Genomic DNA, 16,075 nt, shown 5'->3' with positions numbered 1-16,075 from the left:
AGGTTCTTACCCAAAAAGGAAGCAATGAGTAAGAATTGCAGAATTATTACGAAAAAAATACTCTCTTAAAAATAAGGAATTAAAAGAAAATTAGTTTAACTTTGTTTAAGGAAAGAAAATTATTGTGTATAATAGACGTAGAACTATTTTTCTAACAAAATAGCTCGTGCCGGGCACTGTTTGTAGGCATTAATAACTGCTTCTTGCTCTTTAGCAGGGATAAATTGTTGTCGTGCTTTAGTTTCTTGAGCAAAAAGCACAATCCCGTTATCATCGTAGTCAAAAGTATCTGGCGCATGTAACGCACACAGACCACAAGCAATACAGCGTTCAGGTATGATTTTACATAATCGAGACATTTGTTCACATTCTTTCTGGAGGTTATATGGACGATTTTATTCTATCGTTATTTATGGCAAATGACAAGCTGAGAAAAAATACACTTTATCAAGTTTTGATTGGCAAGCATACTTCATCTGTTTTGTGTTATGCTTATTTTCACGACCTTTTACCTTTATTTTCTGCTATACCTGATTTAAATGAAGAAAAGTTTTATCAAAAATTAACAGACTTGATGGATGAAGGCCGGTTAAAAGAAGAGCAAGGGCAAATTTGTTCGCTCAAGAAAGCGAAAATTCCCAATTTACTGCAAACGCCCACCTTTCAATCATTGGATTTTTTTAAGTTTGGCAGAAAAGAAGAGACTTGTTGGCGTTCCGTGCGTTTTTTGTTGCAGGCAGCTTCTTTTTTGAACAAAGAGAATAACTATATTCCTTTAGAAAACGCACCCAATTATACACAGAGAGTTCGAGTATTTATTCATCGTTACCAAAAAGATTTAGCCAAAAGATTATATTATGAAACCGCTGAATTGTTTCAAATTTTATCAGAAGAACAGGCTAACCTGCTAGCCCAGACGCTTTCTGGTTACCAACAAGAAGGAGCAGCCTTTTTTCAGCTTATACCAGATAGATATGGGCGGTTTCCATGGTCTTCTTTATACAGATCAGCAGCCATTCATTCGTTTTTAGCGCAAGTTGCTAAACATCCGGAGTATATATTATATGAATTTTTGCAGCCGTTATTTTTACAAAATTTTAATCAAAGTATGTTGCAAACTCGCAAATTAGTCCAGCAAGGTTATAATATTGAAAAAGTAATAAAAAAACGAAAATTAAAAAAAGGAACTGTTCAAGATCATTTAATTGAGTGGGCATTGATCGATCCAGCTTTTCCTTTTGAAAGGTTTTTATCGCAGAAAACCAAAGAGAAATTAAAAAAATTGCCGATACGTTCATTTACTTATCCTTTTAAAGAACTAGAAAGAAACTTTGAAGTAACGTTTTTAGAAATTCGTCTGTATCAAATAGGAAGAAAGAAAGAATTGCTATGCTAGAAGAAGCTTTATATCATCATTTTGGTTATAAACATTTTCGCCCCGGACAAAAAGAAACCATCTCTTCATTATTACAAGGCAAAGATACTTTAGCAGTATTGCCAACAGGTACAGGAAAGAGCTTGTGTTATCAATTAGCTGCATATTTACAAGAGGGGATAGTACTTATTGTTACTCCATTGATTTCTTTAATGGAAGACCAATTGGCTTCTTTGCAAAAAAATGGAGAGAAACGTGGAATTATTTTAAATGGAAATTTAAGTGAACAAGAAAAAAGCTACATTTTAGAACACTTAGCCCTATATAAATTTGTTTTTTTAAGTCCAGAGATGCTTATGCAAGAAAGAGTCTTGTTTCATTTACAAAGTAACCATATCGCACTTTTTGTCGTTGATGAAGCCCATTGTATTTCGCAATGGGGAATTGATTTTCGGCCTGAGTATCGCAACTTAAAACAAGCTAAAAGGCGTTTAAATAGTCCTACAACTTTAGCACTGACAGCTACGGCTACAAGCGAAGTTAAAGAAGAGATAAAAAATCTATTACTTGATAAAAATATGGTTGAATATTATGACTCTGTTGATCGACCCAATATTGCATTAACCGTGGTTCATACGGATGATAAATTAACAGCGTTAAAACGGCTCTTGGCTAACGCTAAGGGGTCAGTCCTTATTTATTGTGCCACAAGAAAAAAAGTAGAAGAATTGTACCAACAATTAAAAAGCAAATATGCAGTTGGTTATTATCACGGCGGCTTAGATAGTAGTCAAAGAAGGCTTTTACAACAACAGTTTATTAACGATCAATTACAATTTCTGATTTGTACAAACGCATTTGGTATGGGTGTTGATAAAGCTGATATTCGAATAGTTATCCATTACGAATTGCCTGATAGTTTGGAAAATTACATGCAAGAAATCGGTCGGGCTGGACGTGATCAACACTCTAGTGATGCAGTTCTTTTATACCAAGAAAAAGATGAAAAAATTCATTATTTTATGCAAAAAAAAGCAAGACAAGAGCGGCAATTTTTTGAATACTGTTTAGAAAAGCAACAGCTAAATAATTTTACAGAGATACAAGAAAAATGGTTGCGACAAATAAATATTTCTAAAAAAGAAGATTTTTTAACTCAGTTGCGACAAAATGAGATGCAAAAGCAAAAGAAATTAGAACAAATGCTTGGTTATATTTATTTTAATGGTTGCCGCAGAAGTTTTCTATTAAGTTATTTTGGAGAAAGTTTATCAGAAATTCCTGAAAGGTGTTGTGACTTTCATGGGATAAGGGATACTTTTGAAAAAGAAAAAGAATTTCGTTTTTTAAAACCAAAAAAGGACTGGCAAGAGATTTTACTAAAAATGTTTAAAGAAGAAAAATGAGGGAAGTTTTGGAAGACATAAATAGACAACCTATGGTATAATACAGCGGAAAGATAGTGAGTAGGAGGTCATTAGAAGTGAGTAGAAGAGATAGAAACAAAGATTCGCAAGAACAAGAACCATGGGAACAACCCATTTATGACACAGAAAGTGATGAAGATAATGCGTCACGATCTCAACAACGTCGTCAAAAAAAAGGAAGTAGCGGTTTTTTAACGATTGTAGTTGTTTTATTAGTTTTAATCATTGCTGTGCCTACTGTTGCTGGTTTGTGGGTGATGAACCGAAATAACGATACTGAAACTGCTGCTAATACTGAGCAGACTTCATCAAGTACTACAGAATCAACGTCAACTTCTTCTTCAGAAGAGTCTTCCACACAAAGCAGTTCGACTGAAGAATCTTCTTCAGAAGAAACAACGGAAGAAAGTGAAGAACAACAAGCGGCAGAAAACGAAGAACAGCAAGCAGTAGATGATCAAGACCAGCAACAAGCTGCAGAAAATGAAGAACAACAAGCAGCTCAGGATCAAGGGCAAGATCAACAAGGTCAGCAGGATCAAAATCAAGGCCAAAGTCAACAAGATCAAGGTCAAAACCAACAAAATCAACAAAACCAACAACAAGGTCAACAAGATCAAGACCAACAAGAAGCTGAAGGCAACCAAGGCGGCGAAGGTTATGCAACTGTTCAAGCAGGTGATGGACTACAACAAGTAGCTGAACGTAATGGGATGAGTGTAGAAGAACTTGCGGAACTAAATGGTATGGATCCAGGCAACTTTCATGTAAATCCTGGAGACGAACTGAGAACTAGATAAAAAAACCGCAAATGCGGTTTTTTTATCTATCATGAGCTTATAATTTTTAGTTTTAGACGAGGAGAAACGACATGCACAAAATCAATATTGCAATTGACGGTCCAGCATCTTCGGGCAAGAGCACAGTTGCTAAAATCATTGCCCGAGACTTTGGGTTTGTTTACACAGACACAGGGGCGATGTACCGAGGAGTTACTTACCTGGCTTTAAAACATCAGGTTTCTTTTGCCGATGAACAATCTTTAGTTAAGTTAATTGAAAAATATCCTATTACTTTTAAACAAACAGAAAGTGGACAGCTTGTATTTGCAAAAGGAGAAGATATTACTGATGCGATTCGCCAACCCGAGGTGACCAACAATGTATCTGAAGTTTCAGCCTTTCCTAAGGTCAGAGCTCATTTAGTTAAAGCTCAGCAAAAAATTGCAGTTTCGGGCGGGGTAGTAATGGATGGAAGAGATATTGGGACAACGGTTCTTCCAGATGCTGAGGTTAAAATTTTTTTGGTGGCTTCAGCAAGTGAACGTGCGCAAAGACGCTATAAAGAAAACCAAGCCAAAGGGATTAAAAGTGACTTTGCTACTTTAAAAAAAGAAATCGAACAACGAGACTACACTGATTCTCATCGTTCTACTTCACCATTAAGACAAGCAGAAGACGCAGTTTTAGTTGATACAACAGGTATGACGATTGATGAAGTAGTAACAGCGATTAAAAAGGTGATAAAAGAAAAAGTTTAAAAAGGGGGAATTTAATTGAAGAAAAAAATTGCCGCTGGCTTAGCTCTTTTCAGTACTTTGTTTATTGTTGGTTGTTCCAATGAACAAGATTTTGCTGATACTAATGCGACAACAAATCAAACGACTCAAGAACAGGTGACAGCGACAGTTGAAATTGAAAAAGAAGACCAAATGGTTGATGAAAAAGAAATAAAAACAACCTCAGATGAGACCTTGATGGAAGTTATGCAAGATAATTTTGATATCAAAGAAGAAGGCGGTATGATTACGGCTGTTGAAGGTATCAAGCAAGATGAAGACGAAAATATGTATTGGACTTATACAATAAATGACGAAATGGTAAACACTGGTGCAGATGAAACTACCCTTGAAGACAATGATCAGATTGTTTTTACTTATGATAAAGTAGAATAGGAACTCTGTACTTTTAATCTAAGAAATTGTTTACTAGTCAGTAATAAGCAATTTTGGTATAATTTAAGACTTTTCACTAAAAATATACAGAAATCGCTTTATTTTTTTATCAATATAGCATAGACTAAAGGATGAAGGGTTTTTTAAATCGTTGGTTAGGAGGACATATGTTATGACAGAATTTGAAAATAATAACTTTGAAGAAAATGGTGAAACAATGGAAGATGCATTAAATGCTGTTCACGATGTAAAAGTTGGAGATATCGTAAAAGGTGAGGTCCTTGCAATTGAAGACAGACAAGCGATCATCGGAATTGAAGGTACAGGAGTTGAAGGTGTCGTTCCTGCTAAAGAATTATCTACCTTGCCTGTAGACGATATTAATGAAGTAGTAAAAGTGGGTGATGTACTTGACCTTGTCGTGATTTCATCGATTGGAAAAGATAAGGAAAATGGTAGTTATCTACTTTCAAAACGTCGTCTTGACGCTAAAAAAGTTTGGGAAGAAATTGAAGAGAAATACCAAAATGGAGAAACTATTGAAGCACCTGTAACAAATGTAGTCAAAGGCGGGCTTGTCGTTGATGTTGGCGTGCGTGGCTTTGTACCAGCTTCTATGGTGGAAGACTATTTTGTTGATGACTTTAATGAATATAAAGGAAAGACTTTAGAATTCAAAATTATTGAAATTGAACCTTCAGAAAATCGTCTAATCTTATCTCATAAGGCGATTGTAGAAGCCGAAAAAGAAGAGAAAAAAGCAGAGCTGCTTAGCTCTATTTCAGAAGGCGATGTCATTGAAGGTACAGTTGCACGTTTAACTGATTTTGGTGCATTTATTGATCTTGGAGGCATTGACGGATTAGTTCATGTTTCTGAAATTTCGCATTCACATGTAGGTAAACCTAGCGATGTATTAAGCGTTGGAGACAAAGTCAATGTTGCAGTTCTATCTGTAGATCCAACTACTGAACGTGTTTCCTTATCTATTAAGGATACTTTACCTGGTCCTTGGACGGATATCGAAGAAAAAGCCCCTAAAGGAGCTGTCTTAAAGGGAACTGTAAAACGCCTTACAAGTTTTGGAGCTTTTGTAGAAGTATTCCCAGGCGTAGAAGGCTTAGTTCATATTTCACAAATCTCACACAAACATATTGCTACACCACATGAAGTGTTATCTGAAGGAGATCAAATTCAGGTAAAAGTATTAGATGTTAACCCTGATGAACATCGTATTGCACTAAGTATCAAAGCGTTAGAAGAAAAACCAGAAACAGAAGAAACATACGAACCAGAGCCTGAAGATTACCAAGATTCAGAAGAAGGTTCAGGATTTACGATGGGCGATATTTTAGGCGAAACATTAAATGACGATAATGAAGAATAAACATTATTTATCGTAAAAAGGCTGTTTTTTAACAGTCTTTTTTTATGGAAAAATTGAAATATCTAAGAATGCTTGCATGTTTTGCTTTCATTGGGTACACTAATTAAGTTAAATTAGTTGGCTGTATAACGAAAATAGGAAACCTATTTTTAATATTTGTGGTTATATGAATAAGCTATTTTCAGATATAAAGAAACATTATACGGTTGAAATGGAGGGAAGAAAATGGCGAACCCAACGATAGCAATTGTTGGCCGACCAAACGTCGGAAAATCAACAATCTTTAACCGAATTGCTGGACAACGGATTTCAATTGTAGAAGATACTCCGGGTGTCACTCGTGATCGTATTTATACAAAGGGCGAATGGTTGAACCAAGAATTTAATATTATTGATACAGGTGGAATCGATTTAAGTGATGAACCGTTTAAAGATCAGATCAAATATCAAGCAGAGATTGCTATTGAAGAAGCGGATGTTATTATCTTTATAACAAGCGTTCGAGAAGGTGTGACAGAAGCTGACGAATTAGTAGCACACATCCTATATAAAAGTAATACTCCGGTAATTTTAGCTGTTAATAAAGCAGATAATCCTGAATTACGTAACGAAGTTTTTGATTTTTATACATTAGGATTGGGTGATCCGTATCCGATTTCAGGTAGCCATGGTATTGGTCTGGGCGATGTTTTAGATGCAGCGATTAAACATTTTCCTGAAAAAGAAAATGAAAAAGACGAATCTATTATTTATTTTAGTTTAATAGGACGTCCCAATGTTGGGAAATCTTCATTAATTAATGCAATGTTAGGAGAAAACCGTGTCATTGTTTCAGAAATTGAAGGAACGACACGTGATGCAGTGGACACTCGTTTTGTTAGTGATAGTGGTCAAGAATTTACTATGATTGATACTGCTGGTATGCGTAAACGAGGGAAGGTTTATGAAAAAACAGAAAAGTACAGCGTAATGCGTGCAATGACAGCCATTGAGCGTTCGGATGTAGTTTTGGTGGTTTTAAACGCAGAGGAAGGAATACGTGAACAAGATAAAAAAATTGCAGGCTATGCCCACGAAGCAGGCCGTGCCATTATCATTGTTGTAAATAAATGGGATTTATTAAAAAAGAAGAATGATACTATGCGTAAGTTTGAAGAAAAAATACGCAATGAATTTTTATATCTACATTATGCGCCCATTATTTTTGTTTCGGCGGAGACCAAACAACGTTTAAGTCAACTACCAGATTTAATTGAACAAGTAGGAATGAATCAAAACTTGCGCGTGCCATCTTCCATTTTAAATGATGTGATTATGGATGCAGTAGCTATTAATCCGACACCTACGGATAAGGGGCGTCGTTTGAAAATTTTCTATGCTACCCAGGTAGCAGTTAAGCCACCAACTTTTGTCATTTTTGTTAATGATGAAAAGCTAATGCATTTTTCTTATTCCCGCTTTTTGGAAAATCAAATTCGTCGGGCTTTTGCTTTTGAAGGAACGCCAATTCGTATTATTCCGCGTAAGAGAAAGTAAAAGATTTTACCATAGTTCTTCTCTTTTGGCAAAGGAATCTTGCTTTTTCTAAATAAATCGCAAAAAAAGAAAAAAATGGCCTTAAAATGGCGAAAATCCTTGATATTAAAAGGTTCTTGTGATAACGTTATATCAGAATATTGATCGAGTGTATCAATATTTGTCACGTAATTTTGGGTTTTTCAGATGCGCGTGATTTATACCGAAACATCATTATATTTTCAGGAGGTGATTCCATCCATGGCAAATAAAGCAGAATTAATCGAAAAAGTTGCAACAGCGACTGATTTAACTAAAAAAGACGCAACCGCAGCAGTTGATGCTGTATTTTCAACTATTCAAGATTCTCTAGCTAGCGGCGAAAAAGTTCAATTGATCGGTTTTGGTAACTTCGAAGTACGTTCTCGTGCAGAACGTAAGGGACGTAACCCACAAACTGGTGAAGAAATTAAGATCCCAGCAAGCAAAGTACCAGCATTTAAACCTGGTAAAGCGTTGAAAGACGCTGTAAAATAAAAATTGTATGTAAAAAACCCTTGTTTAAACAAGGGTTTTTTTGTTACTGACTAAGATGAAATATTTCTATCCATAAGAATTTTTTTAGATCATTTTACATAAGCTTTTTTAATTAAATATGCTGTGATCCGTCATTTTTTATTTGCATGGAGGTGATTAAACTATGCTTTAACATTTCTTTTTATTTACTGAATAAGTAGTTCTCTTATTATTTTGAACTTAAATAATAAGTTTCAAGATGTTTTGAATACTTATTACAACTCATAATTTTTGACTTTCATAAATTGCTATTTTACGATAAATTTAGGTCAAATAAGTTCTATTATTTGCTTTGAATAGATTTGTTAAAAGCTCCTGAGGCAAAAAATGCATACGTGAAAAGTGTAGTTTACTTGTTAAAATAAAGTATAGACGAGTTGCTTTTGACAGTTGATTCAACTTTTCGTATTTTGTTTCACTCGCTTTATCTCTTGCTTACAAAGTAGGAATAACAGAGAAAAGGGATGTTTGCAATCTGGTAGCTATTTACTAAGGAATTATGCAAATTTTATTTAAAAAGAAAATGTTCAGCGCTACGAACTAAAAAAGGAGTATAGCTATGGATAAAAATATTTATGAAACACAAAAAAACGGACAACCAAAACAAACGCAGTCAGTACAACCTGGCATTGAATCTGAGATGGATCCACTTCCTGTTCAACCTTTAGATTATAAAGGAAGCGAAAAGTTAAAAGGAAAATCCGCTTTGATTACGGGAGCAGATAGCGGTATAGGTCGTGCTGTTGCGATAGCTTATGCCAAAGAAGGCGCTAATGTGGGGATTAATTACCTTAATGAACAAGACGATGCCCATCAAACAAAATCAATTGTGGAAGCTGAAGGTGTAAAGGGGTTACTATTACCAGGAGATGTGTCCGAGGAAGCTAGTTGTCAGTCGATCATTGAAAAAACTGTAGCTGAGTTCGGGCATTTAGATATTCTAGTCAATGTAGCTGGTATTCAATTTGTTCGGAATGATTTAGAAGATATTAGTACTGAACAATGGCGCAAGACGTTTAGTACTAACATTGATTCTGTCTTTTATTTGAGCAAACATGCGATGAGATATCTCAAAGAAGGCGGTGCTATCATCAATACTACCTCGGTTAATCCTTATATGGGGCATCCTGAATTGATCGATTATACTTCTACTAAAGGTGCAATTGTTGGTTTTACCAGAAGCCTTGCACAAAACGTAGCTTCTAAAGGAATTCGTGTAAACATGATTGCGCCAGGTCCTATCTGGACACCTTTGATTCCGGCTACTTTTGATGAAGAATCTGTTCAAAGTTTTGGTTTAGAAGTTCCTATGGGCAGACCGGGTCAACCGGCAGATTTAGCTGGTTCTTATGTGCTTCTTGCCTCAGATGAGGGAGCTTACATTACTGGCCAATGTATTCATATTAATGGTGGACAAATTATGCATTCTTAAGCAAGGAAAAAGCATTGTTTAACTTATAGTAGAAGACGTTCTTATCGCTTTTTTGTGTGGTAAGAGCGTTTTTTGTTTAGTTAAAAATGTTTTTTATTTATAGTTGTCGTTTATCGCGGTAAACAGATTTATTTTAATTGAGAAATTTCTCAAAATAATTGTTTTCATGATACAATAGGCATATCTAAACAGATCTGGAGGCAATTGCATGCAATTTACCTACCAACGTCAAGACCTAAACACCCAAATTACTTATGGGGAACTTCTAAAAAAGAGTATTGAACAGCTATTAACGACGACAGATAGACACGTGATCGTTTTAACCAACCAGCGGTATTATGATCAATTTTTTCAAAAAATCCAACAAGCATTTTGTCATCATGTGGTTGACTGGTATATTGCTCGCAATCAATTATATTGTAATCATTTAGAAGAAATGACTGAATTCTTGCAATTTCTTGGCAAATTTTCTCCGACAGAAAAATATGTATTTGTTGCTTTTGGTAACGAAGGTGTTGTACAATTAACCGGCTTTTTGCAAAAAACTGTGCTGCTTTCAGGAGAATTTTGGGTGATCCCTACTTCATTACGTTCTTTTTTTAGTGCATTATCAGAAAATCGAACAATTTGTAACAAACCATACAAGGATTTGTTACAGCAAAGAAACTTACCATCATACATCTTTTTAGATCAATCCATTGTTTTTAAACAATCAGATGGGAAGTTAATTGATTTGCAAATGTTTATCCAAGCTGCATTAGTAGGAGACTACTCGTTTTTACAACGATTATTCAAAAATTTTCCGACTAAAAAGCAATTACAAACAACTTCTTTTATCGCATTTATTAAAGAAGTTACTCAATTATATGAATCTTATGCTTTATCGATTACTAATTACGGAAGTATTTTTGAAAAAGCCTTTTACCTAACTGAAAATGGTCATGTACTTTCGTCTTATATGAAACGTTTTTTAGGAATGTTGTTACAGCTATTTTGGAATTTGGAGTTAAATGATTCTAGCTTTCAAATTGATAATTTTATGAGCTGGTTAAAAAGGTTAGGTTACCCCATTGAATTTCCTAAACAACTACTCATTGGAGAATATTTAGAAAACGTACTTAGACTACAAGGAGAAAATAAGTTGGTTGTTTTATCCAAAATTGGAAAAATCGGAAAGTCCCAATCTGCCGATGAAAAAACGATGATCAAAGCCATCGATCATTATCAAAAAATTATTTCAGAGATTTGAGGGAAAGTTAAATGACATATAGTGAAAAAATGCTAGACGCTTTAGATCAAGAAGATTTCGCTAAAGCCCAGACACAATTGAAACAAGCAATGAAGCACGACGATGAAGATATTTTAGAAGAGCTAGGTGAGTCACTGCTTTCCATCGGTTTTTTACAAGAAGCACAACAAGTTTTTGAAAGTTTGAAAACCCGTCATCCCGAAAAAAAAGAAATGAACTTACCATTAGCTGAGATTGCAGTTGAAAATAACGAGACAGATGCAGCGTTGGAGTTGCTAGAAGAAATCGAATCTACAAGTGAGTTGTATCCACAAGCTCTTTTGATTACTGCTGATTTATACCAAGTGTTAGGAATTCCAGAAGTTAGTGAAGCAAAATTAAAAGAAGCTTCCCGCATTCTTCCTGATGAACCGCTTATTCAGTTTGCTTTAGCAGAACTATACTTAACTATGGATCGTTTAAGTGAAGCAGAGTTTATTTATCAGCATTTGTTAGAAATTGGTGAAGAAGAAATCAATAATGTGTCCATAAAAGAACGTTTGGGGACGACACTCAGTTTGGAAGGGAAATTTGAAGAAGCCATTGAATATTTAGAAGCTTCTTTAGAAGAAGGACAAACGGATGAGCGTTTATTTCAAACAGCTTTTGTTTATCGACAATTGGAAGATAATGATAAAGCGATATACTACTTACAAGAATTACGTAAGTTAAATCCGCAATATCATGCTTTGTATCTGCCGTTGGCTGAAAGTTTACAAGAAGAAGAGTTAGTGGAAGAGGCCCAAACAGTAATTGAAGAAGGAATACATGACAATCCTTATCAAGTAGATTTATATCACTTTGCTTCGGCAAATAGCTATCGTTTACATGACGCAAACAAGTCAGAAAAATTTTTATTACAAGCTTTAGAACTAGGGGAAAAAACCGACGAGACACTTTTGAAACTCAGCGATTTATATCTAAATGAAGAACGCTTTGAAGAAGCCATTCAAATGGTTAATCAAATGGAAGACGCTCAAAATCCATATGCTTTATGGAATTTAGCTCAAGCTTATAACGAATTAGAAGAGTTTAAACAAGCTAGTAACTTCTATGACCAAGCAAGTGTGGAGCTAAAACATGAACCTGATTTTATGAAGGAATATGGCATTTTCTTACGTGAAGAGGGCCGATTAGAAGAAGCAAAATCTTACCTTTCTCATTACTTAGAACATGAGCCTGGGGATATGGAAGCTGCATCGATTTTAGAGGATTTATCGGAAAGTTGGTGAAAATATGGAGATAGCCACATTAGATAAAAAACGTTTTTTAAATTGGCTGGTTTCTCATGAGGTTTTTGCTAAAAGAGAAATTTCCTGGATATTAAATTATCTGGCCAATCATGAAATCATTTTAAAACATGTACACTTTGTTGAAAAAGCTAGACGTACACCAAGAGGTATTACTATTTGTACACAACAGTTTTACGGAGAACCTTTGGCATTATTTATCGAAGGAAAGGTATTCAACGATAGCGATCAAGTATTCCATGAAATACGGTTAAATTGGCAAGAGCCGCTTTACCTTGAAATTAAGTTTAACCAAGCTTGGGATAATGAGCTTTACTTAGGAGTCTTAGAAGATAACCCTTATTATCGCTGGAATGACACTATGGATGCCAAGACACAGGCAAGAGTAAAGCATTATTTAAAAAAAGAGGCTACGCAGGCAGAGATCGCTGAACTGTACCAAGAAATTGATCAAGCTTTAGAAAATAATGATCAGACAACCTTCATGAAACTTTCGGAGAAAGTGAATCAATTATTAGCTTGTAAAGAAGTGAATAGCAAATCATAGAAAAAAAGCTTTTTGTCAGTAAAAAAAATTGGCAGAAAGCTTTTTTTATTTCAGACAAATATTTAACTCGAATTTTTGATTTCTAGGAAAATATTGTTTCTTTTGCTAAAATAGAAAAGAAATCATCAAAAGGGGGAATTTTTAATGACTGAAAAATACACGTTAGCTGATATGCAAAAAGAAGTAGATGACTATATTCAACAATTTAAGACAGGGTATTTTACGCCCTTGGCACAGTTAGCACGCTTAACCGAAGAAACTGGAGAATTAGCTAGAGAAGTAAATCACTATTATGGGGAAAAACAAAAAAAGTCAAGCGAAGCCCCTAGTACGGTCAAAGAAGAATTAGGTGATATATTATTTGTGACGCTAATCATGGCTAACTCATTGGATATAGATTTAACGGAAGTTTTTGAAAAAAATATGGAAAAATTTAATCAACGTGATCACCATCGTTTTGTTCGAAAAGACGAAGAAAAAGCGTAAAATCAAGTAGGAAAGGGTTCAGAAAATGAAACTTAAAGAACTCCCAAATGAATATCAGCAGGCTTTACCTATTCTTAAAAAAATTGAAAAAGCAGGACATGAAGCTTACTTTGTGGGAGGAAGTGTGCGCGACGTTTTATTACATCATCCGATTCATGATGTTGACATTGCGACAAGCGCTTTTCCTGCGGAAATTAAAGAAATTTTTTCTAAAACGATTGACGTTGGCATTGAGCATGGGACTGTTTTGGTGCTAGAAAAAACGGGACAGTATGAAATTACAACTTTTCGGACTGAATCGACCTATCAAGATTTTCGTCGTCCCGATCATGTGGAATTTGTACGCTCGTTAAAAGAAGACTTAAAAAGGCGGGATTTCACTATCAATGCTTTTGCACTTAAAGAAGATGGAGAAATTGTTGATTTGTTTGACGGTTTAAATGATTTAAATCAACATCTTTTACGCGCAGTGGGAAACCCTCACGAACGTTTTTTTGAAGATGCATTACGGATGATGCGGGGATTGCGCTTTGTGGGACAGTTAGGTTTTGATTTAGAAAAAGAAACTTTTACGGCGATTAAAAAAAATCATTCATTATTGGAAAAAATATCAGTGGAACGTATAAATGTCGAATTTGTAAAACTTTTGTTAGGCAATTATAGAAAAAAAGGAATCGTAAACTTTATAAAAAGCCAGTGTTTTGAGTACTGTCCTGGATTATCTGGCAAAGAAAAAGAATTACAAGCTTTTGCTGGGTTATCGGAAAAAGTCATCAAATATGAAAGCCAAGCTTGGGTTTTATTAATTGACCAATTAGCGATAAAAGAAGCTGATATTCGGGCATTTTTAAAAAGTTGGAAATGTTCCAATGAAATGATTAAAATAGTACAAGCTGTATTTTACGGTTTACAAGTACGTAAAGCCCAGCCTTTTACTGCAGATTTATTGTATCAACTAGGAGAGAGACAAGCGGTTCTAGTTGAAGAATTACTCTGGTTTTATAATAAATCCCCCAACATTGAAAATGTGCGGGAAAATTACCAACAATTACCGATTCATTCGTTAAAAGAGCTAGCTGTTAACGGGAACGATCTGATTGTTTATTTTGATAAGAAAGCTGGAAAATGGATAAAAGAACTTTTAACATATCTAGAAAATGCCGTTATTCATCGTCAAGTTGCTAATCAAAAAGAAGAACTACTGCAGTTAGCAAAAAAACATCTAGATTAAACAGAAGATTTCATTTTTTAGCTGGTTGCTTCTTCTATCTGCCGTATTTACCTTAATCACGGTTTATGCTAAACTTACATTGTAAGATAGTTAACAAATAAGTGAGGGGGATTTGGACATGGCAAGACAAATGAAAGCTTTAAAGTTGTTTTTCCGTAATGGAGAAACTTGGACAATTGATCGCCGCCATATCGGAGATTTGTGGATCAAGCAAGTGACGACAAGTTACGGTAGAATTAATGGGAGTGACTTTGTAGAAATTCATCCTTGTGCTGCTTTTAAAATGGAAGTTTATCAAGAAGGGGATCACGTAGCTACTTCTGATATTAATCTAGGCGGTCTTGAAATGGGAATGTTCTCGCGAGCATTGAAATATCAAGATATTGAATATATGCAAATTGTCTATCAAAACGGAGAACCAGATACTGTGTACTTCCCATATAAGGATAAAGATGAAGAAGGTTTAGATAACGTTAACCAAACAACAAAGGTCAGCGAGTCAACCAAAAATCTTTACGTTGTCATTGATCCGGACAATACAGTAGATGATATTTATAGTGATTATTTATCTTAATAGAAATAAATTGGCGAGAATCTACTAAATAGATCCTCGCTGTTTCTTTGTTACAAAATAAAATATAGGAAAAAGAGAAAGTTAAATGGCAAATAAACGGAAAAAAACGGGACCTAAGTCGGTCAAAGCGTTGTTTAGTTTACTACTACTTCTTGTTTTGTTTACAGCAACAGCTGGTAATGTTGATTTATCAAGAGTTGATTTAGACGATTTAAGCACACTGGTTGAAGCATTTGAGCCAAAAAATACAACGGCCGATTATCCGCAATTAAGTGCTTTGCCAGATTATAATGGTGAAGAAGTTGTTACATTAAATGACGATCAACCTTTTTTTACTAAAGAAGATCTATCATTGGAAAATGGAGCGTGGCAATCTTTTGCGAACCTAGATAATAGGAATAGAGTGGGACAAGCCAATGCAATGTTACATAAAAAAATGATGCCTAAAAAAGAGCGTGGGGATATTTCGCAAGTGTATCCTTCAGGTTGGAAACAAAAAAAGATTACCGGTGATCAGTGGTTATATAATCGATCTCACTTGATTGGCTTTCAACTAACAGGAGAAAATGACAATTGGAAGAATTTATTCACGGGTACACAGCAGATGAACCAAGGCCCCATGCGTGAGTACGAAGAAGAAGTAGCTTCTTATTTAAAAGAAACGCAAAACCATGTACGTTACCGTGTCACACCCTTGTTTAAAGAAAATGATCTAGTTCCTAGAGGGGTTGAGATGGAAGCTCAGAGTATTGAAGATGATCGATTAAGCTTTAACGTTTATATATATAATGTACAAGAAGGCTATCAAATCAATTACGAAAACGGAACATCAAAAAAAGCTTCTTAAGAGGAATAAAGAAAGTCCCCCAAAAGCTTGTTGAAGCTTTTGGGGGACTTTCTTTGATAATTATATTACAAATAGGCCAAATTGAATAAATGAAAGAAAGAAACAGTTTTTTTTATAAAAAAGGTGCGATTGTTGACAAGCCAATGTTTTATAGGATAAACATTTCAGCGTTATTTTCTGAAGGTG

17 protein-coding genes are annotated in these 16,075 nt (G+C 34.9%); 16 read left to right on the top strand and 1 reads right to left on the bottom strand.

The features are described 5' to 3' along the window. Positions 1-143: 143 nt before the first annotated feature. Positions 144-359 carry a ferredoxin gene (locus TS1_RS09090; protein ID WP_068709989.1) on the bottom strand — a complete coding sequence of 72 codons (216 nt, stop codon included), beginning with the start codon at positions 357-359 and terminating at the stop codon, positions 144-146. 26 nt (positions 360-385) lie between these two features. Between TS1_RS09090 and TS1_RS09085 the strand changes: the two genes are divergently transcribed. The 16 genes from TS1_RS09085 (at position 386) to TS1_RS09010 (ending at position 15,889) form a co-directional block, all read left to right on the top strand. Continuing rightward, positions 386-1,396 carry a helix-turn-helix domain-containing protein gene (locus TS1_RS09085; RefSeq protein ID WP_068709987.1) on the top strand — a complete coding sequence of 337 codons (1,011 nt, stop codon included), beginning with the start codon at positions 386-388 and terminating at the stop codon, positions 1,394-1,396. Then, positions 1,390-2,781 carry a RecQ family ATP-dependent DNA helicase gene (locus TS1_RS09080; protein WP_068709985.1) on the top strand — a complete coding sequence of 464 codons (1,392 nt, stop codon included), beginning with the start codon at positions 1,390-1,392 and terminating at the stop codon, positions 2,779-2,781. Before TS1_RS09085 ends, TS1_RS09080 begins: the two co-directional genes overlap by 7 nt. 77 nt (positions 2,782-2,858) lie before the next feature. Beyond that, entirely contained in the window at positions 2,859-3,602 is a 744-nt protein-coding gene (locus TS1_RS09075; protein WP_068709983.1) for a LysM peptidoglycan-binding domain-containing protein, read from the top strand. A gap of 71 nt (positions 3,603-3,673) precedes the next feature. Continuing rightward, positions 3,674-4,342 (top strand): (d)CMP kinase, encoded by a 669-nt coding sequence (cmk, locus tag TS1_RS09070; protein ID WP_068709981.1) that lies wholly within the window; start codon positions 3,674-3,676, stop codon positions 4,340-4,342. A gap of 15 nt (positions 4,343-4,357) precedes the next feature. Beyond that, positions 4,358-4,756, top strand: a complete 399-nt coding sequence (locus TS1_RS12725; protein ID WP_068709979.1) for a DUF4430 domain-containing protein — start codon at positions 4,358-4,360, stop codon at positions 4,754-4,756. Between the two features lie 172 nt (positions 4,757-4,928). Continuing rightward, on the top strand, positions 4,929-6,143 hold the full coding sequence (gene rpsA, locus TS1_RS09060) for a 30S ribosomal protein S1 (protein WP_068709977.1): 1,215 nt from the start codon (positions 4,929-4,931) through the stop codon (positions 6,141-6,143). A gap of 225 nt (positions 6,144-6,368) precedes the next feature. Beyond that, positions 6,369-7,679 carry a ribosome biogenesis GTPase Der gene (gene der / locus TS1_RS09055; RefSeq protein ID WP_068709975.1) on the top strand — a complete coding sequence of 437 codons (1,311 nt, stop codon included), beginning with the start codon at positions 6,369-6,371 and terminating at the stop codon, positions 7,677-7,679. Between the two features lie 186 nt (positions 7,680-7,865). Continuing rightward, positions 7,866-8,195: an HU family DNA-binding protein gene (locus TS1_RS09050; RefSeq protein ID WP_169792370.1), complete on the top strand. Its 330-nt coding sequence runs from the start codon at positions 7,866-7,868 to the stop codon at positions 8,193-8,195. Between the two features lie 598 nt (positions 8,196-8,793). Then, entirely contained in the window at positions 8,794-9,666 is an 873-nt protein-coding gene (locus TS1_RS09045) for a glucose 1-dehydrogenase (RefSeq protein WP_068709971.1), read from the top strand. Positions 9,667-9,874: 208 nt separating this feature from the next. Continuing rightward, on the top strand, positions 9,875-10,915 hold the full coding sequence (locus tag TS1_RS09040; RefSeq protein ID WP_068709969.1) for a dehydroquinate synthase/iron-containing alcohol dehydrogenase family protein: 1,041 nt from the start codon (positions 9,875-9,877) through the stop codon (positions 10,913-10,915). Between the two features lie 11 nt (positions 10,916-10,926). Further along, a complete protein-coding gene (locus TS1_RS09035; protein ID WP_068709967.1) occupies positions 10,927-12,186 on the top strand; it encodes a tetratricopeptide repeat protein in 1,260 nt (419 codons plus the stop codon). A 4-nt stretch (positions 12,187-12,190) separates the two neighbouring features. Further along, complete coding sequence (locus tag TS1_RS09030) at positions 12,191-12,751, top strand: YpiB family protein (protein ID WP_068709965.1); 561 nt, start codon at positions 12,191-12,193, stop codon at positions 12,749-12,751. Between the two features lie 144 nt (positions 12,752-12,895). After that, positions 12,896-13,237, top strand: coding sequence for a nucleotide pyrophosphohydrolase (locus TS1_RS09025; RefSeq protein ID WP_068709963.1), 342 nt, complete (start codon positions 12,896-12,898; stop codon positions 13,235-13,237). A 25-nt stretch (positions 13,238-13,262) separates the two neighbouring features. Further along, positions 13,263-14,468 (top strand): CCA tRNA nucleotidyltransferase, encoded by a 1,206-nt coding sequence (locus TS1_RS09020; RefSeq protein WP_068709961.1) that lies wholly within the window; start codon positions 13,263-13,265, stop codon positions 14,466-14,468. A gap of 118 nt (positions 14,469-14,586) precedes the next feature. Next, a complete protein-coding gene (locus TS1_RS09015) occupies positions 14,587-15,042 on the top strand; it encodes a hypothetical protein (RefSeq protein ID WP_068709960.1) in 456 nt (151 codons plus the stop codon). A gap of 85 nt (positions 15,043-15,127) precedes the next feature. Next, positions 15,128-15,889 carry a DNA/RNA non-specific endonuclease gene (locus tag TS1_RS09010; protein ID WP_068709959.1) on the top strand — a complete coding sequence of 254 codons (762 nt, stop codon included), beginning with the start codon at positions 15,128-15,130 and terminating at the stop codon, positions 15,887-15,889. Positions 15,890-16,075 lie beyond the last annotated feature (186 nt).

The sequence above is a fragment of the Tetragenococcus solitarius NBRC 100494 genome (assembly GCF_001544195.1).
In the GTDB taxonomy this organism is placed as follows: Bacteria; Bacillota; Bacilli; order Lactobacillales; family Enterococcaceae; genus Tetragenococcus; species Tetragenococcus solitarius.
This window is presented reverse-complemented; position numbering and strand designations above follow the sequence as displayed.